This is a genomic window from Bacillus sp. FJAT-27445, assembly GCF_001510665.1.
Taxonomy (GTDB): Bacteria; Bacillota; Bacilli; order Bacillales; family Cytobacillaceae; genus Bacillus_D.
Genome location: NZ_LMTI01000001.1, coordinates 494,353 through 519,541, shown reverse-complemented (window position 1 = coordinate 519,541; position 25,189 = coordinate 494,353). Strand labels below are relative to the sequence as shown.

The 25,189-nt window shown below is 38.7% G+C and carries 29 protein-coding genes; 7 read left to right on the top strand and 22 right to left on the bottom strand.

Annotated elements, in window-relative coordinates; all coding sequences use genetic code 11:
* Positions 1 to 92 precede the first annotated feature (92 nt).
* Positions 93 to 1,733 (bottom strand): AMP-binding protein, encoded by a 1,641-nt coding sequence (locus AR337_RS02600; RefSeq protein ID WP_059170830.1) that lies wholly within the window; start codon positions 1,731 to 1,733, stop codon positions 93 to 95.
* Positions 1,734 to 2,036: 303 nt separating this feature from the next.
* Here AR337_RS02600 and AR337_RS02595 point away from each other — a divergent pair, with 303 nt between their 5' ends.
* Positions 2,037 to 2,525, top strand: a complete 489-nt coding sequence (locus AR337_RS02595; RefSeq protein WP_059170829.1) for a pyridoxamine 5'-phosphate oxidase family protein — start codon at positions 2,037 to 2,039, stop codon at positions 2,523 to 2,525.
* A gap of 202 nt (positions 2,526 to 2,727) precedes the next feature.
* A complete protein-coding gene (locus AR337_RS02590; RefSeq protein WP_059170442.1) occupies positions 2,728 to 3,126 on the top strand; it encodes a GNAT family N-acetyltransferase in 399 nt (132 codons plus the stop codon).
* A 228-nt stretch (positions 3,127 to 3,354) separates the two neighbouring features.
* Here AR337_RS02590 and AR337_RS02585 read toward each other — a convergent pair whose 3' ends face one another.
* From AR337_RS02585 to AR337_RS02560, 6 genes are all read right to left on the bottom strand, one after another.
* Positions 3,355 to 3,621 carry a DUF4190 domain-containing protein gene (locus tag AR337_RS02585; RefSeq protein WP_059170441.1) on the bottom strand — a complete coding sequence of 89 codons (267 nt, stop codon included), beginning with the start codon at positions 3,619 to 3,621 and terminating at the stop codon, positions 3,355 to 3,357.
* 47 nt (positions 3,622 to 3,668) lie between these two features.
* Positions 3,669 to 4,280, bottom strand: coding sequence for a hypothetical protein (locus AR337_RS02580; protein WP_059170440.1), 612 nt, complete (start codon positions 4,278 to 4,280; stop codon positions 3,669 to 3,671).
* 271 nt (positions 4,281 to 4,551) lie between these two features.
* The gene (locus AR337_RS02575) at positions 4,552 to 4,779 is read right to left on the bottom strand and encodes a hypothetical protein (RefSeq protein WP_059170439.1); all 228 of its coding nucleotides are present in this window, start codon (positions 4,777 to 4,779) and stop codon (positions 4,552 to 4,554) included.
* 251 nt (positions 4,780 to 5,030) lie between these two features.
* A complete protein-coding gene (locus AR337_RS02570; RefSeq protein ID WP_059170438.1) occupies positions 5,031 to 5,318 on the bottom strand; it encodes a hypothetical protein in 288 nt (95 codons plus the stop codon).
* Between the two features lie 493 nt (positions 5,319 to 5,811).
* The gene (locus tag AR337_RS02565) at positions 5,812 to 6,117 is read right to left on the bottom strand and encodes a putative quinol monooxygenase (RefSeq protein ID WP_059170437.1); all 306 of its coding nucleotides are present in this window, start codon (positions 6,115 to 6,117) and stop codon (positions 5,812 to 5,814) included.
* 209 nt (positions 6,118 to 6,326) lie between these two features.
* Positions 6,327 to 6,539, bottom strand: coding sequence for a hypothetical protein (locus AR337_RS02560; RefSeq protein ID WP_059170436.1), 213 nt, complete (start codon positions 6,537 to 6,539; stop codon positions 6,327 to 6,329).
* Positions 6,540 to 6,804: 265 nt separating this feature from the next.
* Between AR337_RS02560 and AR337_RS02555 the strand changes: the two genes are divergently transcribed.
* Positions 6,805 to 8,334 carry an erythromycin esterase family protein gene (locus AR337_RS02555; RefSeq protein ID WP_059170435.1) on the top strand — a complete coding sequence of 510 codons (1,530 nt, stop codon included), beginning with the start codon at positions 6,805 to 6,807 and terminating at the stop codon, positions 8,332 to 8,334.
* Between the two features lie 140 nt (positions 8,335 to 8,474).
* Positions 8,475 to 8,861, top strand: a complete 387-nt coding sequence (locus tag AR337_RS02550) for a DUF3888 domain-containing protein (protein WP_059170434.1) — start codon at positions 8,475 to 8,477, stop codon at positions 8,859 to 8,861.
* Positions 8,862 to 9,191: 330 nt separating this feature from the next.
* Here the strand turns inward: AR337_RS02550 and AR337_RS02545 are convergent, their stop codons facing one another.
* Positions 9,192 to 9,512, bottom strand: a complete 321-nt coding sequence (locus AR337_RS02545) for a spore coat protein (protein WP_082686803.1) — start codon at positions 9,510 to 9,512, stop codon at positions 9,192 to 9,194.
* A 206-nt stretch (positions 9,513 to 9,718) separates the two neighbouring features.
* On the opposite strand from AR337_RS02545, the gene AR337_RS02540 reads away from it, so the two are divergent.
* A complete protein-coding gene (locus AR337_RS02540) occupies positions 9,719 to 10,510 on the top strand; it encodes an STAS domain-containing protein (RefSeq protein WP_059170433.1) in 792 nt (263 codons plus the stop codon).
* Positions 10,511 to 10,731: 221 nt separating this feature from the next.
* Here AR337_RS02540 and AR337_RS02535 read toward each other — a convergent pair whose 3' ends face one another.
* Entirely contained in the window at positions 10,732 to 11,082 is a 351-nt protein-coding gene (locus AR337_RS02535) for a hypothetical protein (RefSeq protein WP_059170432.1), read from the bottom strand.
* Complete coding sequence (locus tag AR337_RS02530; RefSeq protein ID WP_059170431.1) at positions 11,072 to 11,311, bottom strand: helix-turn-helix transcriptional regulator; 240 nt, start codon at positions 11,309 to 11,311, stop codon at positions 11,072 to 11,074. Before AR337_RS02530 ends, AR337_RS02535 begins: the two co-directional genes overlap by 11 nt.
* A gap of 1,684 nt (positions 11,312 to 12,995) precedes the next feature.
* Between AR337_RS02530 and AR337_RS02515 the strand changes: the two genes are divergently transcribed.
* Positions 12,996 to 13,265 (top strand): DUF3889 domain-containing protein, encoded by a 270-nt coding sequence (locus tag AR337_RS02515; RefSeq protein WP_301335706.1) that lies wholly within the window; start codon positions 12,996 to 12,998, stop codon positions 13,263 to 13,265.
* 699 nt (positions 13,266 to 13,964) lie between these two features.
* Here AR337_RS02515 and AR337_RS02505 read toward each other — a convergent pair.
* From AR337_RS02505 to AR337_RS02490, 5 genes are all read right to left on the bottom strand, one after another.
* Positions 13,965 to 14,489 carry a hypothetical protein gene (locus AR337_RS02505; protein ID WP_059170426.1) on the bottom strand — a complete coding sequence of 175 codons (525 nt, stop codon included), beginning with the start codon at positions 14,487 to 14,489 and terminating at the stop codon, positions 13,965 to 13,967.
* Positions 14,490 to 14,604: 115 nt separating this feature from the next.
* Entirely contained in the window at positions 14,605 to 14,775 is a 171-nt protein-coding gene (locus AR337_RS22990) for a hypothetical protein (RefSeq protein ID WP_156424284.1), read from the bottom strand.
* A gap of 39 nt (positions 14,776 to 14,814) precedes the next feature.
* Positions 14,815 to 15,171 (bottom strand): hypothetical protein, encoded by a 357-nt coding sequence (locus AR337_RS02500; RefSeq protein ID WP_059170425.1) that lies wholly within the window; start codon positions 15,169 to 15,171, stop codon positions 14,815 to 14,817.
* Positions 15,172 to 15,229: 58 nt separating this feature from the next.
* On the bottom strand, positions 15,230 to 15,946 hold the full coding sequence (locus AR337_RS02495) for a hypothetical protein (protein WP_059170424.1): 717 nt from the start codon (positions 15,944 to 15,946) through the stop codon (positions 15,230 to 15,232).
* Positions 15,930 to 16,463: an RNA polymerase sigma factor gene (locus AR337_RS02490; protein ID WP_059170423.1), complete on the bottom strand. Its 534-nt coding sequence runs from the start codon at positions 16,461 to 16,463 to the stop codon at positions 15,930 to 15,932. The genes AR337_RS02495 and AR337_RS02490 overlap by 17 nt, the downstream gene beginning before the upstream one ends.
* Before the next feature lie 494 nt (positions 16,464 to 16,957).
* On the opposite strand from AR337_RS02490, the gene AR337_RS02485 reads away from it, so the two are divergent.
* The gene (locus tag AR337_RS02485; RefSeq protein ID WP_059170422.1) at positions 16,958 to 18,547 is read left to right on the top strand and encodes an acetolactate synthase large subunit; all 1,590 of its coding nucleotides are present in this window, start codon (positions 16,958 to 16,960) and stop codon (positions 18,545 to 18,547) included.
* Positions 18,548 to 18,565: 18 nt separating this feature from the next.
* Here the strand turns inward: AR337_RS02485 and AR337_RS02480 are convergent, their stop codons facing one another.
* The 7 genes from AR337_RS02480 to AR337_RS02450 form a co-directional block, all read right to left on the bottom strand.
* Complete coding sequence (locus AR337_RS02480; RefSeq protein ID WP_059170421.1) at positions 18,566 to 19,126, bottom strand: hypothetical protein; 561 nt, start codon at positions 19,124 to 19,126, stop codon at positions 18,566 to 18,568.
* Between the two features lie 106 nt (positions 19,127 to 19,232).
* The gene (locus AR337_RS02475) at positions 19,233 to 20,231 is read right to left on the bottom strand and encodes a hypothetical protein (RefSeq protein ID WP_059170420.1); all 999 of its coding nucleotides are present in this window, start codon (positions 20,229 to 20,231) and stop codon (positions 19,233 to 19,235) included.
* Complete coding sequence (locus AR337_RS02470) at positions 20,218 to 20,565, bottom strand: PadR family transcriptional regulator (protein WP_059170419.1); 348 nt, start codon at positions 20,563 to 20,565, stop codon at positions 20,218 to 20,220. The genes AR337_RS02475 and AR337_RS02470 overlap by 14 nt, the downstream gene beginning before the upstream one ends.
* Before the next feature lie 292 nt (positions 20,566 to 20,857).
* A complete protein-coding gene (locus tag AR337_RS02465) occupies positions 20,858 to 21,748 on the bottom strand; it encodes an acyl-ACP desaturase (protein WP_059170418.1) in 891 nt (296 codons plus the stop codon).
* Between the two features lie 883 nt (positions 21,749 to 22,631).
* Entirely contained in the window at positions 22,632 to 23,807 is a 1,176-nt protein-coding gene (locus tag AR337_RS02460; RefSeq protein WP_059170417.1) for a M15 family metallopeptidase, read from the bottom strand.
* Positions 23,808 to 23,828: 21 nt separating this feature from the next.
* Positions 23,829 to 24,566 (bottom strand): TraX family protein, encoded by a 738-nt coding sequence (locus AR337_RS02455; RefSeq protein ID WP_253701445.1) that lies wholly within the window; start codon positions 24,564 to 24,566, stop codon positions 23,829 to 23,831.
* Between the two features lie 170 nt (positions 24,567 to 24,736).
* Positions 24,737 to 25,123, bottom strand: coding sequence for a cupredoxin domain-containing protein (locus AR337_RS02450; protein WP_059170416.1), 387 nt, complete (start codon positions 25,121 to 25,123; stop codon positions 24,737 to 24,739).
* Positions 25,124 to 25,189: the final 66 nt, after the last annotated feature.

The following is a 25,189-nucleotide window of genomic DNA, read 5'->3' as shown; positions in this document are numbered from 1 at the left end:
GCAGTTTGGGCTGCCATTTATATAGTTGGATATAAAAATAAGTCCACAGCTGTTAGATTTAAAGGTTGCAATAATTCTCCTGCAGCACCCGGTTACTTTTTGCTGTCTTCCAAAACAAATTCCTCCGCCATTTTCCTCAGTCTGTACTTCTGAATCTTCCCTGACGCCGTTGTCGGGAACGACTCGCAAAATTCAATATACCTCGGCACCTTGTACCGGGCGATTTTCCCAAGGCAGAACTCCCTAATTTCATGGGCAGTAGCGGTTTGGCCTTCTTTCAATTGGATCCAGGCCACCACTTCTTCACCGAATTTTTCATCCGGGACACCGACGATTTGGACATCGAGGATGGCCGGGTGCTGATAGAGGAATTCCTCGATTTCGCGCGGGTAGATGTTCTCGCCGCCTCGGATGATCATGTCCTTGAGGCGGCCGGTAACCCGGCAGTAGCCGTATTCATCCATGACAGCGAGGTCTCCCGTGTGCAGCCAGCCTTCCTTGTCAATTGCTTCCGCGGTTGCTTCGGGATTTTTGTAATAGCCTTTCATGACATGGTAGCCGCGTGTGCACAATTCACCTTGCTCACCAAATGGCACTTCTTCGTTCGTTACCGGGTCGACGATTCTAACTTCGACACTCGGGAGTGCTTTACCGACCGAGGAGACGCGCAGTTCGATTGGGTCGTCTGTCCGTGTCTGCGTAATGACAGGCGATGCTTCCGTCTGGCCGTAGCAGATGGTGATTTCGGATGCGCCCATTTTTTCAATGACGGCTTTCATGACTTCGATTGGGCAATTGGATCCCGCCATGACGCCTGTTCGAAGGCTTGAAAGGTCGTACTTATCAAAATCGGGATGATTCAGTTCGGCAATGAACATTGTTGGGACGCCGTGCAGCGCGGTGCATCGTTCCTTTTCGACCGCTTCAAGAACCTTTTTTGGGTCGAATACCTGGACAGGGACCATCGTTGCCCCGACCGAAACGCAGGCGAGTGTGCCGATGACGCAGCCGAAGCAATGGAAGAACGGCACTGGGATGCAGAGCCGGTCTGCCGCTCCCAGCTTCATGCATTCTGCGATGTTGATGGCGTTATTGACTAGGTTGTTATGGGTGAGCATGACGCCTTTCGGGAACCCGGTCGTGCCTGAGGTGTATTGCATATTGATCGGGTCATCTGGATCGAGCGAGTCCATCCGCCTGTCCAGTTCCTCATCGGCCACTTCATCCTTCAGCGCGAGTATATCGTCCCAGTGCAGCATCCCGGGATAGCGGTTGTCGCTGAGTACGATGACATTTTTTAAAAAAGGAAGGTTCTTCGACTTCAGCTTCCCTGGCTCGGACGTTTTCAATTCAGGCGCGATTTCATAGAGCATATCGATGTAGGAGGCTTCCCGGAATTTCTCCATCAGGATCAAGGTTGTCGAATCGGACTGCTTCAGGAGGTATTCAAGCTCTGTGGTCCGGTAGCTTGTGTTCACAGTAACGAGGACTGCTCCCATCTTCCCTGTCGCGAACTGCGCAGTCACCCATTCGGGCCGGTTCGTCGCCCAGATGGCCACATGCTCCCCCGCTTCGATGCCAAGCTTCATCAATCCCTTCGCAACGTCCCGGCAAAGTTTTTCAAACTCCCTGTATGTATAGCACAACCCCCTGTCAGGATAAACAACTGCATCATGCTCCGGCTGACTTGCTGCGGCTTCCTCGAGTAGCCTGCCAATTGAAATGTTCATTATCTCAGCCATTTCGTACAACCTCCTTTGTTTTTGTAAAAAAAGCGCCGTTTGGATTTCACTTTCCAGTCTGCATTCTAGCTTTATTATAATTCGAAAATTCAGTTATTTCATCTTTGAAACTGGGCATTTCACATTGAAGAAAAAATAAACATTCCCTACCTGAAGTCATTCTTGAAGCCTTTAAAAGATTATCTTGAACATGAGCTTTGATAAAAAAGGACACTCCTCTTGATTCCGCCTTACCGGAATAAAAGCATCCGCTAAGGGTACTATACCTCTATGATCATGAATGAGGTGTTTGGAATGTCTAACATGCTGAAACAAGAAGAAATGGAAACTTTAACAGAGTTAATTAAAGACGTGGACACGGCCATGCTGACTACGGTAACGGATGAAGGGCTTGTTTCACGTCCAATGAAAACACAAGAAGTAGAGTTCGATGGCGACTTATGGTTTTTCACGAAAAAAGAGACTAATAAATATGAAGAAATTTTAAATGACCAAGAAGTCAATGTGGCGTATGCGGGTAAATCCTATGTTTCCGTCCGTGGAAGAGCGGAAATCGTTGAGGATATAAACAAGAAAAAGGAATTGTGGAGCAAAGCTTATGAAAAGATTATGCAAACCTCTTATGATGATCCTGACGTTGTCTTAATAAAGGTTAAAGCGGAAGCAGCCGAATATTGGGAAACCGGAAATTTTGCGAAGAAAGTAGCGTTTATGTATAAACGTATGACAGGGCAAAATGCGGAATCGGCTAATATTAATGAAACGGTTGAATTGGAGAATTAATTATAAAAATGGATTGTCTGATTATAGGACAATCCATTTTACTGTACTGAGTTATGTTGGCTTATACAAGAAAAAGGTTTTTTCGATTTCATGCCGAATGGTGTTAGAGAGTACACTATGTTTGGAGGCATTCGCTTTGTTACTTTACAATTGATTTCTATCAACTTCCCATTCAATTTTAATAAAAATAGGAGTTGATAGCATGATTTATAAAGATACGCTTGATGGCATAATACCTGACATGTTGCACGGATTTTTCGTTGGATGGCTAAATCCGCCGAGCCCGGAAACGCACTTGAAACTGATGAAGAACAGCAGCCATATTGTGATTGCAGTGGATGATGAAAAAGTTGTCGGATTCATCACGGCAATCAGTGATGGCGTACTTTCCGCTTACATCCCTTTCCTGGAAGTGCTGCCGGAGTACCAAGGAAAAGGCATCGGCAAGGAACTCGTTAAGCGGATGCTCGAACAACTCGGCAGCAATTACATGATCGACCTGTGCTGTGATGACGAACTCGTCCCCTTTTATGAAAAGTTCGGCATGTTCAAATCAAACGGCATGCTTTTCAGGAATTATGACAGGCAGTCAGGAGTTTAAAATTAAAGGCATAAATTTTTTTAATAAGATAACGCCTTTAGCAGAGTAACGGTTCGGTTTTCAAGTATAAAATGCGAATTAACTGCGCTTCTCGCACAGTAATTCGCAAGCGATTTCAAAGATAAAATTGCACAACAAAAGGCTTGGCGACCATTTTTGATATGGTTCCAAGCCTTTCACTTATAGTTGCGCTAAAGAAATCCCTTAGCACAATAATTAAATGTGAAATTATCCTACGGTAGTTAGAGAAGAATAAGCAATAATACCTAACACTGCAAAGATTTGAATAATAATTCCAACCGAACTACAAATTAAACCCGAAGTCGCTAATCCTCTACCATCCTCATTTGTTTTCCCAATTTCTTTTATCGCCTTTCTTGATACCACAACACCGATAACACCAAGCACTAAACCAATTACTGGTATTAAAATTGAAAGAATTCCTACTGTTAAAGAAATTACCGAATTACTATTTGTATTAGCTTTTTCAACCATATGATTCCCCCCTAAATAAAACTATTTATAATAGTGATGATTTCTATCTAATTTAGGTGTTTTTTTACTTCCTCTTCATACTTTGCAACCTGTTTGTTATTGTCAGTAATATCATATTTCTTTTCCAGTTCAGGTTTTAGCTTTAACCAAATAACATTCTTTTCATAAATATCTCTGTCAAAATCGTGATTAAGTTCTTCCAATGTTAAACCTAAAGCAGCTGCATATGCCAGGTGTTGCGGCAAATCACTTGTATCGGGTCCTTCCTTAATAAAATTTTTAACTTCTTCAACAGATACAGTAATACCATATTCATCTTTTACAATAGACTTCCACGCTTTATCTTCTTCCATCGCTTGTTTAGATACTTCTATTACTTGCTCATCAGTCAAATCTGTTTCATAATACAGTTTTTCTTGAGCTAATGTTCTGATAATCCATTTTTTTAGCTTTTCATCACCTTCAAATTCATTCGCTTCAGATACAGCATCATCAAAAACTTTTTTATAATCATCAAAAGTATAAGTAACGAAAATCTCTTTTTGTTCCTCTTCGCTTTTCATCTTTATTTGTACTTGTGTATTTGTTTTTGATAGACATCCTGTAATTAAAACAATTGCCATAATACACAAAAAAAACAGCTTATTGAATTTGATCACTTTATTCTCCCCCCTCAACTAGTTGGCTATCTCCACTTTAACAAAAAATTACAACAAACCCGGAAAAAGTCCGCCTTAATTAAAACAGCCGATAGGGGGTCAAATGTTAATTAACCTTGTTGAACTGCCAGGAAAATCGCAACCGTTAGCTTAACTGAATTTCAAAATGTTATTGTAAGATGATGCATCCTTTGTGAAATCAGAAAAAAGGGCTGGCGCAGCAACCCAATCATTGTGTCTTATTCCAATTGCTTTAAGTTCTGCAATTACTTTATATACCCGCATTAACCAAATAAGAAAATAAACCTATTATACTTATAACAATTCCAATGGATAATAAAGAAATCACATATTTCTTTTTATATAGATTAAACAACGCGAATATAACACTGAGTAATAAAAGTACAGCAGTGGAAAAAATGTCTTTTGCTAAATACATATAATTTATAACAGCCAAACCAACTAAAAGTAAAGGCAAAAAATTTATGAAAAATTTCAATTTTCCCCCTCCTTTAACCACTGTTATTATAACATATTTATCCATTTTATATTTGACCTTTCACACTAAACTAGCCGAAAAAGATGCTCTTTATCAACACCTTTAATTTACACTGGCCACCGTTTATTTCGGGAAACATAGTTCAGTCATTCCCATCTTCCATTGTAAAGTTAGGATTTTGATGAGAATCAAAATCCTCTGTGTCTTTCGCGCCATAAAGCGGTTACAACAACACTTGTCGCGCGCACCCTTTAGTTGAAGAATTCCAACCACCATGGATAATCAAACTGACCATCTGAAATCTGAATAAATTTACCCATTATACCAAGATGAGTTATTCCATGTTCAGTAAAAAAATAGGGAGTATAGGTAGAGAAAACAAAAAAATTTATTCTCTCCAATTTGGAAATATACAAGCTATCAAGATGAGGGTCCCCAAACTCTTTATAATAATCTGTTTCATTAGGATTTGTTAACGCAAGGAAGACCAAAACAATTATAATTACAATTCCAAATACCAATCGTTTCCTTTTTTTCATGCGATCCCCTCCAATTTATCATATTTTTACCAAATTAAAAGTCTTACCGTCTCCTAAATTATTTGCATTTTAAAATAAGTCCTTAAGGCACTAAACTCCCCGTTTTAAAAAATATGCTTCCTTTAATTTCAACATAAATAACCAATGGACCTCCTTTGAATTTTTAACATCCCAATTAGCATTAGAATTAACGTACGAATTCGCATGGTGACAATAACTTTACGCCAAACTGTTAAAAGAGGTTCGAATTCGGGTGCTATTTAATCCTCAATTTAATTAAAACCTTGCTATGTCAACAAAGAGAAGCAGTCCATTTCAGTTGCGAATTGGTGTGCTAAGTCAGTTTTTGTACTCGAAAAGCGAACCCGTTAATAGCTGAGTAACGGGTTCGGTTTAATTACATTTGTTCACAATCTTTGCTTTGAATAAAAAAAAGCTGTCACAACGACAGCCAGTTCCAATTTAATATGTACGGGAGTTAAATCTAATTAGATTAAATGCCCTTCCCGCCTTTTGTTATTAAAGTGGAGATTCTTTCCATACCAGTAATAATTGGCTTCGCACGTCTTATTAACTGTTGGGTAGCTTCAAGACTTAGAGAAGCTTGATGGGAATTTTCATTAGCCCACACTTCATAAACATAAACAGAACTTGGTTCATTCTCAGAAATATTCACAAGATATATCTCACATTCATCCAGATTCTTCATTGATTCTGCCGCTTCTAACAGAATATCAACCATTTTTTCTCTTTCGCCTTCTTGTACCATAAACTTGTTTAATAAACTAAATTTGCTCATACCATCCTCCTTAAATATGTCCTGTTAAGTAATTTCTATATCTAAACACGTTTCTCCTATTATTTCATAAATAAAACTAATCAAAGCTTCTTGAGCTAGCCTAACCCGTTCGTTCAATATACAATTCAATAAAAGAGGCCACTAATCCTGTTGGATCAACGGCCTGTTTTTTCGATTTTTTGGACTCATATCTAATTCATTATACTTTGCTAAATGTAAAAGAGGGATAACAAGGATAAAGAGTTTAAATCTTTCTCTATACTCCAATTCCACGATAGTTTTGCTCGATATGGTAAGTTTTTGCAACTTTCATCATAAACTTTCATGCCGAATTTAAGTAGATATTTATCTTTTTTACTTTCCCCTATAAATACTCCCAACCTATCTTTGTCATTGACTTCACTATAATCCCATTTAGTCATTCCGACATCTCCCATATAAATCACTTCTTCCAATCTGAAAATTTTCCATACACAAGAAAAAATAGAAATTAATATTAGTTCCTGATAAAACAGACGTAATTATTTTTGCCCTCCTCGGGAATGAGAAATTTTAGTACTTTAAGTGAAGCATTAAGCAAGTTCAATAATCTGTATCAAAATTACAATATATATATATTTTAACAATTTTAGGAATTTGGTACTATAGAGCTAAGCCGTAATGAAGAAAAATAATTGGAGGGATGACATGAAAAATTTTAATAAAACATTTTCACTTTTATTGGCTATAATTATTTTTTTTACGGGATCGTTTCATACTACTATTTCAAAAGCTGACTCTGTCTTTGATCCTAATTCAATTAGTCCAAAATTAAAAGAAATGATTATTCCTTTGAAGACTGCTCAAGCAGGTAATGGGTTTGAAGATTTGCAACCATTAAAGGACATATTAAAAGGTGTTAAAATCCTGGGTATGGGCGAGGCCACTCATGGTACTAAGGAATTTTTTCAAATGAAGCACAGAATGTATGAATTTTTAGTAGAAGAAATGGGTTATCGAGCCTTTGCCATTGAGGCCGAATTTGGGATCCATAAGATAATAAATGATTACATTTTAAACGGTACTGGCAGTATTGAAGAAGTTATCTCTGTGATGATATTTTGGACTTGGTCAACTCAAGAAGTTGCAGATATGATCGATTGGATGAAGGATTACAATCAAAATCCCAATAACATTGAAAAGATTCGATTTTATGGATTTGACATGCAAGGCGTTAACGATACTGTTGCTAATATTCAGGCTTATCTAGAAAAAGTAGATCCTACTAGTGAACTTCCATCCGATTTCAGTCATCTTTACCCTCCATTTGAAAAGTCATATACTAAACCTTTATTAGAAAAACTGGTTAACGCCTTTGAAACTAATAAAAATACATACGTATCCCTATCATCTAAAGAAGAATATGAAATTATCCGCAGGGAATTAGAAATCATTAGTCAAAACCTTCATCTTGAAGAAATCTCTTCAACTATTTTGGATAGCGGTACTGAGGATTCAGAGGAAACCAATCGTAAATCATTTAGTTTTCGGGACGCTAGCATGGCGGAAAATGTGAAGTGGATCCACAATTATGAAAAGGAATATTTTAAGAATGATAAAATAATGCTCTGGGCTCACAACGGGCATATCAGTAATCACTATTTTTCCACCAATATGGGAAGTCTATTAAAAGATGAATTTAAAAATAGGTACTATTCCTTAGGCTTTGAATTTTATAAAGGCAGTCTCGTTACAATTGGGGAAAATGATATGGGAAATACACTAGGGATAGTCGAATTAGATGAACCTAAAGAGAAAATATTTAGTTCTTATTTCAAGGAAACAGGCAATCCAATAAGCTTCTTAGATTTTACTACTGCTTCAACGGATCGTGATATAGAAACTTGGTTATCAAATGAACATTCAATGCATTTAATTGGGGCTATGTTATACGAAAATAAGGAACTTACCAAGGTCATTCCTAAAGAATACTACGATGGGATCATTAATATTGAGGATACGAATGCTGCTGAAACCATCTATCAAGGTGAGTTGCCAAAAGTACAACCTATACCAGACCCAGCGAGCGAAGGTCCTGTATCTGAAGAAGCAGCATCTTTATCTTTAGATGGAGATCTAGCGAATAATTCAACTCATTGGATAGCTATTGGTTTATTTATCACAGTGATTCTTATTTTGGTCTCTTTTATTTTTTGGAGGATAAAAATAAAACAATAATACTTTAAGGGCAGCTAGGATCCACCTAATGTTGAATTTAAACATTTATAAAAAACGGAAAATCCAACTAACCTGCGCCTTAGTAAAATAAGAATTCTCAAATGGTTCATAATAAGAGCAGCATTGAATGGAGGGTTCTTATGAAAAAAAGCCTTTTAATATTGATTGCTTGCTTGACGCTTTTCTCTTATTCCCCTGTCAAAGCCAAAACCGTAACTAAAAATGATATACAGCTGCGTGATGACTTGATTTTCATTATGCTTTATCCCTCCATTCAACAGGAATTGGAGAAGCAATATGGAGAAATAAAACAAAATGAGTGTGGTGAAATTATCCAAATTAAAAGGCTACCCATAGGCACTTACTTATTTAGTGTTACCGTGCAGGTAAGAACATTTGAAGGTGCTCACAATCCTCCTAATGATTTAGTGACAATCACTTTTAGCAATGAAAAATCCCTAGAGTGGCAGCCTATTGATTTCAAACGAAGAAGATTAAAGCCAAATGAAATAATTAAATGCAGCTAAATCGGCGCATCCTTTATAAAAAGGGTGCTTTTTCTTTGAGAATAATCTTCCGTAAAACGTCCTAATTAAACAGGGGTTTTTAACCAAATCGAAGACTAAATTGTGCCCGAATTCGAACCTCTTTTAACAATCTGACGGAAGTAATTGTTCTAATTTCAATGTCAATTCGCCAACAAAAAGAAGCAGTCCATTTCAGTTGCGAATTGGACTGCGAATTGGTGTGCTAATTTAGTTTTTGTACTCGAAAAACCAACCCGTTAATAGCCGAGCTCTGTTGGTTTTTTAATAGACTAATAAACTCCAAATCTATTGCGAGTGGTGCAAAATAAATTATAGTCTAAACAGCCAATTGCCTGGTCTCCTATTGGTCCCGGCAAAGCCCGGTCCATAGGAAACTCTTCTGCACCGGGGATTGTTAACATCCCGGCCGCAATCAAAGTTTTCTTCAATCGTTTCATTCACATTCCGCTCCGTTACCGGGAAAAAGTTTTCATTGCGGATAATCGTCCTGTGAACATTAATGATTTCTGTTGGGTGAATACGTTTCACCACTCGGGTATTGGTCCTCGTGTTGACGATGGTTTCAGTAGGATATACAATTACATCCTCCTCCATTCCATGGCAGCCGCACCTATTATTTCGGTTAAACATCAAAACACCTCCCCCCTTTTTCAAGTTCGGACAATATATCTAATTCACCAAGGGTGGACTTGTCCCGGACAAAAATCCATTATTTTCAAAACAAACTCCTGTCCTACATAGCCTATTTGCTTTATTGACTTAAAAGGCGATTACATCAAGCTAAAAACGGGTAAATTCACTGGGAAACAACAATAATTTTTTAGGGCAGGGTGAATATGCGAACGAGGATTATTGAAATTTTAAATGAACATCGAAGTGACCTTTTATCAAATTGGAGGATTGAATTAGGTCTTGCCCTTCCTAAAACAGTGGATACGGAAGGGATATTGGCAAATGATCTGTTTGAAATTATTTTTGAAAGCGTTAAAAAAGTAGACACCGAATCCTCTACTGACCTGAGTGCTTTTTATACAAAACTGCTAGACTTCAATGGCTCCTTTAACTTTTTGACCTATGGATTTCAGGTTTTTAGAAGGATTGCTTTAAAAACGCTGCTTCAAGAAAATTTGACCAAGGAGGAAGTTCTTCAGGTTTATTACGAATTTGATCGTTGGTTCGATCCGATCATCTCCAAGATTGTAAACGATTGTTCCGGCAATTGGGAAAACGCCCTTTCGCAGCAGCGGCAAATTATCCAGGAATTGTCCGCCCCGGCGATTCAACTTTTTGATAACATCATCGTTATACCTTTAGTTGGGAACATCAATGAGAACCGGGCAGCCACGATTACAGAAAGCCTTCTGGAGGGAATTGAAAAGCATAAGGCGGAAATTGTTTTTTTGGACGTTAGCGGGGTCCCGACGATCGACACCTTTGTAGCCCAGTCACTCATGAACTCCACCAGGGCAGCTGAATTGCTTGGAACAGAATGCATCATCGTGGGGATGAGGCCGGAAATCGCCCAAACCATTGTTGGGTTAGGCATTCATTTAAAGGAGATAAAAACGTTCGGGTCGCTAAACAGCGGGCTCATGTATGTAATGAAGGAAATGAACTTGCATAAATAGAAAGGCAAGATGCCCTTCCGATTGGGAGGGCATTTATTTGTATCTTCATCAGGGTACTTTTCCAGCGCCATTTCTGCCAATCAGACCAACGGATTTCTCCTTGGTTGAAATCTAGAGAGAAATCGTTTAAAACTATTGAACTTCGATATCGCTTAGTTAGCATATTTAACAACATAGTCTAATCCCCCCTTCATGGCAGACCCTCGTTTCTCAACCTTTCCTTATAAAAAATCCTTTTTATATTGGACAGCCAGGTAAATTCCACCAGCTAAAAATGCCAGCGCATATTTGAACAAGAAATAGATGGTCCACATATCGTCTTTGGGAAAAATCAAGTCACATAGAATAATTACCAACAATATACAGTAAGCACTTTTCAAAGAGATATTATTTGTCCGTTCATCTGCTGGCCCCATCTTCTTATGAAATACATAGGCAAAAATCGCACTACCCATAAGTATTAAAAAACCAACTCCAATGAGGATATTCCAATTTCCAGTAGATAGTTCAGCCCAGGACTTTAAAGGGTGAAAAATTGCTTTATGGATATCTGAGAAAAAATTAGTTATCATTTTGATCATTTCCTTTCTCATAAGTAAAAATCTCGTTTACATCAACTTTAAAAAAATCGGCAATTCGAAAAGCCAACAGCAGTGTCGGTACATAATTTCCTTTTTCCATTACGAAGATGGTTTGTTTGGAAACCCCGACTTGCTCTGCTAGTTCTTGCTGAGACATTCTGGCAAGTACACGATATTCATAAACCCTATTGGATATCGAATCACCAAAATCTTTCTTCATGACATTCACCTCTTGAATAAAATTATAAACTAACTTTTATAAAAGTAAAGTAAACTTATACAAAATCACTAAAAAACTTTACGTTTGCTTAGATTACTTTGATTTAACAAAGGCCAGAATGCAGAAAGAAGCTGACGAAATTCATGATTCCGTCAGGTTTACATATCGATCTGTAATCATCAATTGAATTTATGAAATCATATTCTGTTTTTTTGGGCTGAACATCAGTTCACCTCGGAAAAAGCTTTTCTTATATACTCTCTGAAAAGAGCCCTTAAAGTTGTCGGCACTCTGATATACTAGTTATATCATTTTGCTAAGATTATTAAATATTAAGGAGTTTTTTACATGGGGTTATTTTTTGAAAGAAGAAAAAACAGCAAGCCTTTTATTTTGATAAAGTCTTTGATTATGCTGGTTGTGTTGACCGTATTTGGGGTGGCGGCTTTTAAGGGTTTCCCTCCCGTTTTTCTAAAAATCCTTTGGGTTACTTTCGGATGTATTTGGATCGTGGATGGCATAGAGGGTTTTGTAAAAAAAGAAGCCAAAAAAAGATACCTGGTTGACTTTGGTATCGCGGCTTTATTCATAATCCTCCCTTTTATTTAAAACAAAGCAGGCTTTTTCCTTCTGAAGCTATTATTAAAGAATACAAGAAAAATTGAACTGATATTAAATGTCAGTTACACGTAATGAGAATAGTGGATAGAATAACTGGTAAATTTCCAAGGGAGTTACTAGGACAATAATAAAATGATGAATATAACGGACCTCACCGTTCGTTAAAAAGCCACAATGAAAAGGACTGTCGAAAACAGCCCTTTTGTTGTGAATAAAGCTACCTGTTGTTTAAGGCATTCTTTCACAACCTTGATAATTTTTGTTTTGCTGTTATCTTTTTTCAATCGCCATACGTAAGTTTGAGATGACCCCAATGAGCAATATTATCGAACAAACCATTTTTTCAAAAGGTGTTCCAAACAATTGTTGTATAAACCCAAAGGACCAAAGTATGACAAAAAACCAGCATATAAGGGTTATTCCCTTTTTGTATAAATATCGTATATTTCTGCCAACAATCAGCGTAAACACGCCTCCAATAATAGCAATAATGATACTGATAATAGATAGTGGTAGCTGCGTAGCGAAGGAATCAGAGCGTCCGCCATTTACCCATGTGAATGGAATAATACCGCTAAGAACTAGAACATGGATTAAGATAGTCAAAAAGTAAAAAATAATCCCCATAATTACAGCAGTTCTCATATTAATTTTTCTAAGTTTCTCTAAAATAAAATCACCTCATTTCCTCCTATAATCATTATATTTTCAAGCGTGTTAATTAACCAGTTTTATACAGTGGAATAAATGCAAAAAGAACACTTTTCTTGTACTATGGGTGTTACCACACAACCAACTCAAGAAAAAGGTGTCCTTATGTCTAAGAATATCATATATCCGTTTTTGGATTGGAGAAAGCACCCATGCTGAAACAAAAGTGCGCTACCATTGATTTCTATCTATATTTTTGTTTACGCCATAATATACACTTCAACACATAATTTCCTTTAAGAATGTAAAAATAAAAGAAAATAACAAAGAGGGATGTTAATTGAAAAGGCTGCTTGTTTGTTTATTTATAGCTTCAATTTTCAGTTCTAATAATTTTTTTTCATTTAATTTTATCAATTCGGCATATGCACAACAAAAGCAATTTCCCCCATATGCTAAATGGGGTCAAATCGCCTTGCATAAGACAAAGGAAAAGTATCCTCAAGCAAATATTATTGATTATCTTCATATTGGAAGGGACAAAGGGGAAAATACCTCCGTAGAAAAGTTCAAATTATGGTTAAAACAAAACAACAAAGAATTTGGTGTATTTGTCAATATTATATTCGATAGTAAAACAGAGCAAATAATTGACGTTAAATTGATGGAAACAACTAGGTGAAAAAACTAATTCTTGTACACTAAACTTCCCTGTCAGTCGAATAAAAAAATGCCCAAAAAAGTCGGATCACAAAAATAGCATTAATCCTGCCTGGATCAACGCTTCCGTTCGTTTGTTTTTAGATGGACTACTTCATAGACCCGCAATCTCTAACATCTTTTCCGAAGGTATCCTTGAACTGTACATTTCTATATAAGTTCCCTCTTGTGAATTATAAAGCTGCCTTGATTAGCAGGCGTATATAATCCGCTAATTTACTGATATATAAGTCCACAAGCTATAAAACCCTACAAATAATAAAAATATTGAAGTTAAAAGAGTTAATGTGAAATATTTGGTTTGTTTCAAACAAATCATTTCAATCGCTTGTACTGCAAAAAGCAAACCCAAAGAAAAGATTATAAATACCGAGTTTATATTCCAAGATGGATTTATAAAAATCCTTATGGCAAAAGTGATGGTTGTAACAGATAGTAAAAAACGTAAAGTAAGAAATAGTGGTTTGCTTTCCCGCAGGTTTATCATCTTCTGCGTTCCCCCTTTCTTAACCGTTCATATTATACAATCCATTTAACACTTTTTTATTGTTGTCATATTTGTTGAACTCCCTTAGCCAATAGGAAATTTAACAAAAACTTAATCCTTCTTGGATTAAAGCACTCCCAGTTGAATAAATTCTAGCAACTGTTCATTTATTCATTATTGATGGAAAATAATATTCCCTTCTGCATCTAAAAGCTCGATAACCTGAATATTTTTCTCTATATTAGAGTTGTTATCATCGTAAGGAATGATAAGGGCATTCTGATTTTTTACGGTTTCAACTATTTCCTTGCCATCATCCCAGGTAACTCTAATTTTTTCTGCCTTTTGTATAAGTCCTTGATCATTAATTTTGATTGTGGCAAATGGAATTCCACTAGCAACTCCGCTAGTTGAAATCGGGGTGGATTCAGTATTATTGTTATGCGTTACATTTCCTGATTCAATTTTGCCATCCCTTACATACGCTGTGTAAAATCCCAAAGTAGTTTCATTTTCAAACATTATAACAGTGATTCTATTGGCAATTTCCTCAACGGCTAGTACGTTTAATTCATTACTCTTTATAAAGTCATCTAATTGAGCATTGCTTAATGGCATTGTTTTTTCATTACTCAATGAACAAGAAACTAATGCAATAAAACAAATTGCAAGCAACAAAACATTAATAACCTTCCTCATTACTTAACTCCTTTCAGAATTAAAAATATGGTTTAGAATCCAATACCTTTTCAATTCCGCGTTTGTTGAAGAAGAAAAAACTATTCCAATCCGAAGTGGTTCTTAAAGAAGCTCATTAAGTTTTGTTCCAAACCTCATTGGTTACAAAGTAAAGTTGTGTGGCATTATATTCCTGACCATCTTTTGTTTTAAAGCGTACCATCCAAGAAAAATGGTCTTGTGAGAATGGTAAATCAGGGTCTTCTAAAACTTTAACTAAAATTATTTGAATTAAAATACCTTCCAATTAAAAAGGGATGCCTTCCAATTGAGCAAATAGGAAAAGCTAGTTTCCTTGTCTCTTATTTTTCAAAAATCTTGCTTCTATAATGGCTATGATTACAAACAAAACCAGGAATCCCAGTGTATAATTCATCGATGTTTGGAATGCTGCTCGAAAGTCTTCCATAATCCCTCCGTCATCTCCGAGAATCCAGGTGGCAATACCTTTTGATATGGCGAGGCCATCGTTTTGTTCGGGATGAAGGTTCGCTGCGATATTTTCCGCCAGGCTGATATTCGCAAGCAGCCCGATTACGATAAACAAGCCAGCTCCCTTTGTAAAAGGCTCCCTCACATGAAACTTTTTCATCAGAATTACCGAAACGGCTATAAATAAAAAGCTGCCAACTACATACGCCATCCTCGCTCCACTCCTTGAGTTTATCATATTTTTCCATTTTCAATAAATTCTCGAAAAACTAATTTAGTGCGATATCAGGTTCATAAATCGTAATCGTAACTCCGTCGTTGAGATGGATATGAATCGTTCTCTTCTCTGGATTGTTGCTTTCACGTAGTTGATATCCAAGCTGAACTTCATAACTAGGCTCCGCTTTGCTTGGAATTGCCTTATCAATCGTAATGGTTGCATAATCGATTTTATTATAAATTTCAATTAAATCCTCAATTTCAGATTCCATTCTCGTAAATGCTTGCTTTTTGATTTCGTCCATATCATTTTGCTGAAGGGCATGCAGATAAAGGATAAACACCTTCGCACCCTCTTCTGATTGTATTGCTTTTGAAAGTGATTGATAAAGGTCATGGTAGTATGGATAGTTTGTTAAAAGTTCATTGAGATCATAGGAGTGTGTCTCTAAAGGTGGTGGAGTTTCGATATCTGATGCAGTTGGAACTTCTGTGGGCGGAATTCTTTGTTCACGCTTTTGAGAAAGTTCATTTTTCATTGAGATTGTATCTGAAAATGAAAAAGCCAGGATGCAAAATGTAATAAGGGCTAGTGAACTTGCCAGGGTAATGCGCATCTTGTCAGGTTGGTTCATTTTTTCATTTGAAGTTTGGGTAAGCTTGGACCTAAGTGATTCCACAAAATCAACATGGGGCTCTAAATCATTTCTCTTCGTAAGTGGGAGCAAAAAGTCGAATTCATTTGGATGGTTATTTTGTTTCTTCAAGGTACTTCCACCCTTCTTGTAAATTTAGAATTCGTTTCAATTGGATTAATGCCCGATGCAAATCTACCCGGACTTTTATTTCATTGCATCCTAAAACCTGGGCTGTTTCTTTTACACTTAAATCCTTTAATACCCTAAGAATGACAACGCTTCGATAATGAGGTTTTAGCTGCAGCAAGGCCTGTTGCAGCTCCGTCCATTTTTCCTTGCTGATCAACACGCTGTCATGGGATTTTTCATCCTTGGACATGGATTCATAAAAGATTTTTGGTAAAAAACTGATCATTTTCTGCTTTCTCTTAAGGTCGACCGCTGTATTTCTTGCAATGGAAAGAATCCAAGTCTTCTTCTTATTCTGATCCTTTAATTGGTGGATGTTCTTCATTGCTTTAATAAAGGTTTCCTGCGTAATATCCTCTGCTTCCTGTTTATTGTTGGTGAAATATAATGCGAATTGATAAACATCTCTGTAATATTCTTCATACAAACTGCCAATTAAAGAAGCGTTTTCATTCACCTATGTCCCTCCTGGCTCCCTTTTGCTAATAAGTCGTTTAAGAGGAGTATTTGGTTTCAATTTTTAATGCACCACTATTTATGTAGTAAACTTTTAAAAAAGTATTTTCGGGACTCATGTTGCTTATTGGGACTCATATGGCTCCTAAAACGTAAGCTCTGTCCCGATTCCTGGCTTATTGGGACTCATGTTGCTCCTAAAACATAATCTGTGTCTCGATTCCAGTCTTATTGGGACTCATATGGCTCCTAGAACGTTAGCTGTGTCCCGATTCCTGGCTTATTGTGACTCATGTTGCTCCTAAAACATAATCTGTGTCCCGATTCTCTGAGGACACCCTCTCTTGCTCCGTCCGGTTTATCGAGAATCCATTTTCACATTAAAGGATTAGTTTCCAAGGATTCTACCGGACAAACCGAATAAGTACCATATGTTTCAACAAACTAATAAAGGAGGTATATCTGTTTGTATATTATATTTTTCTAGGAGGTACTATGAAAGCAGCGGAGGCATTGGTCAAGTGTTTGGAAAATGAGGGTGTTGAATTTATTTTTGGTGTTGTTGGCAAGGAGATCCTTGAGTTTGTGGATTCCTTGGCTGATTCAAAACAAATAAAGTTTGTTAATGTCCGGCATGAACAGGGTGCGGCTTTCATGGCCGATGTTTATGGAAGGCTGTCCAAGAAAGCCGGAGTTTGTTTGTCAACATTGGGTCCAGGGGCTACGAACCTATTGACCGGAGTGGCGAGTGCGCAGTTGGACCATTCCCCTTTAGTGGCGCTAATTGGCCAGGCGGACATGAACCGTCTTCATCCGGAATCTCATCAATACGTGGACCTTCCTAAAACTTTTGAACCTGTCACGAAAGTGTGCATACAAATCGTTGAACCTGAAACGCTGCCAGCAGCCATTCGGAAAACCTTCAAACAGGCTACGAAGGAGAAACCTGGCGCGGCGGCGGTTATTTTTCCAGAGAATATTCTTTCACAGCAAATCGCCAGCCTTCCCTTGGCTGTTCCTCCCCTGCCTGAGAGCGTTCCAACTGGGGAAACCTTAACTTCGGCCATCAGTCTTTTAAAAAATCATTCAAAACCTTTTGTTCTCATTGGGAATGGGGTGATTAGACAGGATGCTGTTAGCGAGCTAAAGACGTTTATTGATACTCTCCAATCCCCTGTTACACACAGTTTTATGGCAAAGGGGATTTTAGAGGCAGACCATCCTCACAATTACTTTACAATTGGGTTTAGTGAAAAAGATGAGGTTTTATCCGGTATTAACGAAGCTGATATGATAATAGTTATTGGCCTAGACTTTGTTGAGACATTGCCAAGCCATTGGAACAAGAACAAGCTTCCGGTTGTACATATTGATTCATTGCCAGCGGAAACGAATGAATTTTACCCGGTAGCCGTCGAACTCGTCGGGAACATAAAAAAGACCCTTCAATTGCTTAATCAGTCAGACGTGCCGATGAAATCGTGGGAACCTTCCGGGAATCTTAAAGCCACGATGGCTGAAGCCTACCAGCTAAATCCAAATCAGTCCAAGCCTGGCGGCGAGCCGATGAAGCTTGAAAAAATACTTCAATTGATTCAAACTCTCTCCCCTGACGATACCGTGCTGATTTCGGATGTTGGTGCACATAAGATTTCCATCGCCCGGACGTATCAGCCAAAGTTGCCAAACAGAGTCATCATTTCGAACGGGCTGGCTACGATGGGCATTGCCATACCGGGCTGTATCGGCGCCAAACTCGCTTGTCCGGATTCCCAGGTCGTCGCAGTGACCGGAGATGGCGGGGCATTGATGAATTTTGCTGAAATTGAAACTGCTGTAAGGCTTGGACTTTCCTTGTTAATCATTGTGATAAATGACTCGATGTTAAAACTTGAAGTGAAGCAAATGGAAAAGAAATTCGGTGAAAGTTACGGGGTTACATTTCAAAATCCGGATTTTGTTGAATTGGCAGCTAGTTTTGGAATTATTGGCAAGCGTGTTTCTACTTTGGATGAGTTTGAAGCAGCCTTTAAAGAATATCTCGCTAAATCGGATGGGATTACCTTAATAGAATTGGCAATGTGAAAGGAATTTCGCAAGCAACTAGGGGATGATGTTCTTGATTTTTTTAAAAAAGAACAAAACGAATTCCACCCACATCCACGCATACAGGAATGCAAAGAGATAAATTCCGCTTATGGTTAGGAATGAAAATGCAGTAGAAACAACTGGGCCAAGGACTGGAAAACGAAAAACGTATAAGAGAGTGATGATTCCGAGGGTCAAAAATGCGGCTCCGATACCGATGATGTTCAATCTCTTATTAAGCCTCGAAAAAGCAATTCCTAACCCCACTCCTAGCAAGCCTGTCGTAAAAGGAAATACAATGAGTTCACTTGGTTGAAAAATTAGCAGCAAAAGGCTTGTAAGGACATAAGAAATCATCCCTGTCCAAAATGAAAGGATGAAACAGAACAATATCGGAGCAGTTGCTAAAGGACTGATAAAATAGCCTACCCCCGGAAAAATGCCGCCCGCTGATTGGAGAATTGTTGCAATACCCGCTAGTAGCGCTCCTAAAACTAGCATCATAGCTGGTGAATACGTATCGCTTTTTAACTGAGCTAAATGAATATCGGGGGTAATCTTTTTAAAAAAATACATCGTGCCACCTCGTTCCAATGCTTAATCCAGTGTACTTTATAGTATATTAAGCATTTTACGGAGAATGGCACTATTGGGAAAAATGTAAATGACCTTGCTTTACCCACTAATTTTTGTTAGCTTTGCGAAATCCATCAAATACATTGTATGCCGCTGAAACAATGAATAAGAGGATTGCCCCGCCAAGTAACCCCGTTTTAAACTGATCATTTGTAATGGTAAATAAATCCGCCATATAAGTAAGGAATTTATTATTTAGGATATTTGGGGTGGCTACGATTACGATAAATACGATTGTTTGAATGAGCTGAAGAAAAGCAGTGTAAATCGCCATTCTCTTCGTCCATCTCCCCTTTATTAATTTATAGAGGGATAGCGCAATTTCAAGGCCAATCATCATAACAACAATCGGCCAGTACCGAAGCAGAACCTCCTGATTAAATGCTGGTATCACAAAGTCAAGATCGCCTTTGCCGCCTTCATATACGCCTACTAAATGATCCGCATAGAAATAAAATGTTGCCCAACTTGCGGTCCATATTAAACACCCAAATACTTCTGATTTTGAAATAGCTTTTTTCTTAGGGATATAAGGAATTTTTTTCAGATCATCCGGAGTCCATTTCTTTAAGCTTGCTGTTAAAGGCTGCTCCTCTTTTCCTTTATCGGTCCTTTCTAAAATCGCAAACACAACCGTTAACCAAAAGAATACTTGGACACCTACATCAATGACTCTCAAAATAGCTTTCCCCATAAGATTCAATACGACATCCATTACAGCTTCATTTCCACTATATCCAATAAAAAATTCAGCAACGACTGAAATGAGAGAAATCGCCGCCGCAATCGGGAAAATCATTTTTAACAGCGTCACATATACATCAAAATAGCGCGGCCCAATCAGGTGCATAGGCCAATCCCGATAACCGTTCGCTAAACTGACTGGATTGCCCAATTTTTCCAAAGCAGCCTTCACATCTTCCTGGCTTGGGTCATCAGGTAGCATATCCGCTATCGTTGACCGCAACTCAAGCGCAATATCCTCACGACTTTTCTCCGGCAGTCTTCGGGTAACTTCCTGAATATAAATGTCAATTAGATTCAACGTCCTCATCCCCCTTTAATAAGCTGTAAAGCTCATTTGTATTCTTAATCCATTCTTTTTTCAACTGCAAAAATAGTTCATGGCCATATTCACTTAAAACATAATACTTCCGGGGTCTGCTCTCGGTTGTATCCCAGCTGCTCGACACCAACTCCTGTTTTTCTAACCGGCGAAGCAGTGGATATAAGGTACTTTGGTCGATCGGAATGCCCGATTCTTCCAGCAACTGAACAAGTGAATATCCATACTGGGGGGTTCGCAATTGGCTTAATACTGCCAATGTCAAAGTTCCTCTTCTAAGCTCGATCATTAGGGAATTTAATAAATTACTCATTCATCCACCTCTTTTCTCTTACTATATGACGTACAGTATTTAGTATATACTATGCATCGTACACTATTATTGAAACGAAATCAATTTAATTTTATAAATGGTCCGTAAAAACGGATAAAAAAAGATACTTTAGTGTTTTACTAAAGTACCGTTTCGGCCTCAACCTCGGGCGGATATGCAAATTTACGTTGATTTTCTTCGGATTCTTTGTTGGCGTTGAGACGGAAGTTATAGGATTAGCGGGCATTCCATGTAAAATTAATAAGACCAGCAGTTTCCCGCTGGTCTAGTTTTATTTACTTCGATAAAAACGATCCCTGACTCTTTTCAGACGCGCATGGTAATTCAAAATATCAAGGCGCGCTTTTTCGGCTTCCGGCGCGATTGGACGCAGGTTTTCAACATCCCAGTATTCAATGATAACATCGAGCACCTGGTCAAAATATTCGAGCGGCCCGTAATTCGCTTCCTTGGCGATGATGGCCATCCGATTTTCAAAATCAGGCATGACAGCTCCCGGCATCTGGAAATTCATGATGACGTTCGCAAGGTGGTAGCAATAATTCGGTTCGAGTTCGAGGTGATACTTGATAACTTCCCGGTAGAAGGCGTAATGCAGCGTTTCATCCTTTGCCAGCCGCCTTAGAAGGGTGGAAAGGTCCTTGTCATGAGGGGCTGCAACCTTGGCGACATTGTAATAAAACACCATCGTGGCAAGCTCCTGCATCGACGTGTACACCATTGTTTCAAATGGAGTGTGAAAGTCAGGGTTCCAACCATTCTCAACCGTTTGTTTGTGCAGTTTGTGCAGATGCATCGGATCGACGTTCCTGGTAATCAGTAAATAGGTTTCCAGCAGATTGGAGTGCTGGTCTTCCTCTGATGTCCATGTATGTACAAAATCTTTTATGACTGATAATGAGCCCTTAAAAGTTTGCTCAAGATAGGAAGTAAACCAAGGAAGGTTCACTTCGGTCAACAGGGCTGTTTCAACAGCAGTGATGACGGATGAAGGAAGCGTCACCTGGCTTGGATCCCACGGCACTCGCCTGAAATCCATCGCTTTATCCCATGGCAAAAATTCATGATAGCCCCAATCGATTTTATCCGCCCTTTTCTTGTGCTCTTCATACAACTCTCTCAATCTTGGTTCAAGTCTAAAATCTAAATGGTTTGTTAACAAAATAGCCCCTCCATGTTTGTAAAAAATGGTTCATAGTTCATATCCAGTGGTGTTACCTGTTCCATATGCCTTTACCGAATTCAGCTCCTGGTATTAAGACCAGTTCTCAAAAACAGTATACCACACGACCGTGTTGTTAACCTATTAAGAAGGTATAGGTAGAAGGGCGGAATTTGTTGGGGTTGTAACCAAAAGACGTCCGATAGCGGGGCTGCTTCTGACTACTTTAGGTGCTAATAACCATTGAGAAGTTTCAAATCGAGCATTTTCTGACTCATATCGGCTTTAGAACCGAAAAGCTGTCAGAAGACGTGGCATCTTCTGACTCATTTTGGCTTCAGAAACGAAAAGCTGTCAGAAGACGGGGCTACTTCTGACTCATTTTGGTTTAAGAAACGAAAAGCTGTCAGAAGAGGGAGCTACTTCTGACTCATTTCGGCTTTAGAAACGAAAAGCTGTCAGAAGACGAGGCATCTGCTGACTCATATCGCCTTTAGAACCAAAAAGCTGTCAGAAGACGGGGCTGTTTCTGAATCATTGCGGCACAACATGATCTGTGTCCCAATTCCATGCTTTTCAGGACTGATATTGCTCTCACAGGGTTGGTTGTCACTTAAAGGTGGTTATTGTGGCAACCAATCTGGTTTTTTTAGGTACCGCTTAGCGATTAAAGGGGCGGATTAAACATTATACGGGAAAGCTTGTTCAAGTGATCATATTAAAACAGACGCTTTATTCTAACAATTAGGCAACCCGATTTATATAATTTTGTTAAGGTCAGTTATAAAATGGAGAGCGCTTATCAGCTCCCCCTTAAGCATTTCTTAACATGGTAAAATTAATACATCATTTAACTAGTTTTCTTTAAAGGTTTTGAAAACATTCAATCTGGACTCGAACTATGGCTTTCATTTAAAATAAACTTTCCCTCTCCGGGATTGTCGGCTATTTCATTCATTGCCTCCAGATCGTTAAAGTGCCACCATTCCGAAGCCAGCGGGCTTAGCCCGGCGCTTGTACAATAGGTCTGCAATTTCATGGCAGCCTCATTCATGGAATCGGAATACGCCGCATTCTTCCAGGCTGTTGCTGACCTCGATGGGACTGGAGCGGTAAAAATCGCCGATGCCCCGCTCAATTCATGAATCGGTGTCGGCATCTCATACTCCGTATAATCGGTTATCATTGAAACGGTGTAATCGCCAATTGGCACCTCTTTTTTCCCATTTACTTTTACTAAACTCACATCGATGGCATAGCCCTTTTGATGATTCGAAACACCGTTTGTAATAAACCAGGTGATATCCCATGGCGGCGTATTGATTCCCGCCATCACGTTCGGGTCTTTTTTTGCCAATTCACTTAAGCCGTCAACGACTGCCATTTGCACCATTAAAGGCCTGAACGCTTCATATATTTTGAGGGAGTCCCCTTTTTTCAATGCATGCTGTTGTGCGTTGTGGATTTTTTTCGACATTTTATAAAGAACTGGCATGATATATTCTTCTTTTCCCAGCCGCTCGTTAAATGTCTTCCCTGGGTATAAAGCCCGGTTGGAAATAGTGGGAATGGCCTTGCCTGATGAGACAAATTTTGATGAATACGTATTCGTGTTGTCATAAACAATCGAAGGAATGACATCGGGCAGATTGATAAAACAATATTGATGCGGCAGCCAACCAGATGATGGCCCCCGTTTTATGAACCACCAACCCCCTTCCTCCCTTATGATTTCAAAAGCTGTTCCAGCCTTCATTGTTTCAATTGTCTTTGCATCGGGATTTGCCGAAGCCTTTAATTCCAGTGCTACAGATGTATAGCCTGTTGCACCTTCGACCGGGAGTTCCAGCTCACCTATATATGGTTTTCTTTCCACTGCCTCTTTTTCGGCGGGTTCCTTTTTTGATGCATTTGAATTGGTTTCCTGATCCTCTGCAGCCGGCGGTGTTTGTCGATCGTTCCCAGAACGCTCTCCGTCCGGTTTAGTTGTGCAGGCTGCAAGAATAAGGATGAATACCATCAAAAAAGCAGGCAGAGACTTATTTTTGCTATTAAACATCAACCTTCTCCTCAATTTCTATTACCCAAAAATTACATGTCTAAAAAGATACAAGATAATCAGGTGTGCCGGGTAAAAAACGTAAAATCCCCATTTGATCAAGTTCGATTTTTTGCCCCGTTCCCCATTGTAAAATGCCAATAGAGGAATGACTAGAAAAATTCCAAAGCGGAAAATGGAATCTAATCCCATGGAAAAGATGCCAGGGATAATATAGAAAAGCATCCCAATCGTTGCATAGCTCGTCATTTGCATTTTGAAATTTCCTCTGAATATGCCGAAAAACAAAACCCACAATACAGCGATATAATTCCAATCAGCGGTCCAGGCGAGCAGACAGCATACCCCGACCAATACTCCTTTTAAGGCAAGGGGAATATCTTCTCTTTGGCTAATCCCCAAGGCAACGAGCCCCATCAGCAAGGACCAGATGACACTTGTCGCCTGCCACCATTCCAGCCCTAGAAACATAACAAAGGGGAAGTGCGAAATGACCGCAAAAATAAACAAGCGTTTCTTATACTTTTTTAAATTTGAAGTATAATGGTATCCTTCAGCGATTAAATAACACATAATAGGTGCGGCGAGCCTTCCAAAAGTATGTATAACAATGTCCAGCGTTGTCCCATTCGCAACCAGCCATATAGCCGTGTGGTCAACAATCATCGCGATAATCGCAATGACTTTGATGGCATTTGCATCCAAAGCTCCAATACTAATCGTATCTGACGTCCATGTCCTTGTGTTATTGACTTCCAACCCTTTCACTCCTATCTTGCTAAATTCCCGGAACTCTAACTATTACTATTCCTTAGAAACAAGAACATTAAACTACTTTTTTCGACAAAAAACACCCTGGTATTTTTTCAAAATAAAAAGAGCTACCTTAGTAGCCCTTTGCTGTGATAAAAATCTTTCCTAGCTCCTGTTTATTTGACTCTTATTTTTCCAACCATTCCGGTCTGAAAATGGTACCGGCATATTAAATCATATGTACCCGGCGTATTCGGTTTTACATTAATGGTTTTTGTTGTTCCCGGCGGGATAACGGCGTCAATTCCGAGCCTGTCCACGGTAAATGTGTGCTCTTTCTGACCATTGTTTTTCAATATAACCGTTGTTTCTTGTCCATTTGGCAAGGTGATCATTTTCGGATTAAAATAATTATCGTTCAACTCGACTTCAATCGTATTCACTCGCTCAACAGGCTGTGTAATAACACTGGTTTCGGCAAATACACTGAGGGAGCCTAAAGTGTTCACAGCCATAATCATTAGGAGTAACACGGCAAATCTGTTTAACCTTTTTACAATCATTCTGGAATCCCTCCTTTTCTAGAGCTATTTTTACCAATTCGATAAATATTATGACTAAAAGCAGGT

Bases quoted from the DNA above. Each gene is read 5' to 3' on its own strand.
- AR337_RS02595 (WP_059170829.1), top strand. From the start codon at position 2,037: ATGTCTAACATGCTGAAACAAGAAGAAATGGAAACTTTAACAGAGTTA.
- AR337_RS02590 (WP_059170442.1), top strand. From the start codon at position 2,728: ATGATTTATAAAGATACGCTTGATGGCATAATACCTGACATGTTGCAC.
- AR337_RS02585 (WP_059170441.1), bottom strand. From the start codon at position 3,621: ATGGTTGAAAAAGCTAATACAAATAGTAATTCGGTAATTTCTTTAACA.
- AR337_RS02570 (WP_059170438.1), bottom strand. From the start codon at position 5,318: ATGAAAAAAAGGAAACGATTGGTATTTGGAATTGTAATTATAATTGTT.
- AR337_RS02565 (WP_059170437.1), bottom strand. From the start codon at position 6,117: ATGAGCAAATTTAGTTTATTAAACAAGTTTATGGTACAAGAAGGCGAA.
- AR337_RS02560 (WP_059170436.1), bottom strand. From the start codon at position 6,539: ATGACTAAATGGGATTATAGTGAAGTCAATGACAAAGATAGGTTGGGA.
- AR337_RS02555 (WP_059170435.1), top strand. From the start codon at position 6,805: ATGAAAAATTTTAATAAAACATTTTCACTTTTATTGGCTATAATTATT.
- AR337_RS02550 (WP_059170434.1), top strand. From the start codon at position 8,475: ATGAAAAAAAGCCTTTTAATATTGATTGCTTGCTTGACGCTTTTCTCT.
- AR337_RS02545 (WP_082686803.1), bottom strand. From the start codon at position 9,512: ATGTTTAACCGAAATAATAGGTGCGGCTGCCATGGAATGGAGGAGGAT.
- AR337_RS02540 (WP_059170433.1), top strand. From the start codon at position 9,719: ATGCGAACGAGGATTATTGAAATTTTAAATGAACATCGAAGTGACCTT.
- AR337_RS02535 (WP_059170432.1), bottom strand. From the start codon at position 11,082: ATGATAACTAATTTTTTCTCAGATATCCATAAAGCAATTTTTCACCCT.
- AR337_RS02530 (WP_059170431.1), bottom strand. From the start codon at position 11,311: ATGAAGAAAGATTTTGGTGATTCGATATCCAATAGGGTTTATGAATAT.
- AR337_RS02505 (WP_059170426.1), bottom strand. From the start codon at position 14,489: ATGAGGAAGGTTATTAATGTTTTGTTGCTTGCAATTTGTTTTATTGCA.
- AR337_RS02500 (WP_059170425.1), bottom strand. From the start codon at position 15,171: ATGGCGTATGTAGTTGGCAGCTTTTTATTTATAGCCGTTTCGGTAATT.
- AR337_RS02485 (WP_059170422.1), top strand. From the start codon at position 16,958: ATGAAAGCAGCGGAGGCATTGGTCAAGTGTTTGGAAAATGAGGGTGTT.
- AR337_RS02480 (WP_059170421.1), bottom strand. From the start codon at position 19,126: ATGTATTTTTTTAAAAAGATTACCCCCGATATTCATTTAGCTCAGTTA.
- AR337_RS02470 (WP_059170419.1), bottom strand. From the start codon at position 20,565: ATGAGTAATTTATTAAATTCCCTAATGATCGAGCTTAGAAGAGGAACT.
- AR337_RS02460 (WP_059170417.1), bottom strand. From the start codon at position 23,807: ATGTTTAATAGCAAAAATAAGTCTCTGCCTGCTTTTTTGATGGTATTC.
- AR337_RS02450 (WP_059170416.1), bottom strand. From the start codon at position 25,123: ATGATTGTAAAAAGGTTAAACAGATTTGCCGTGTTACTCCTAATGATT.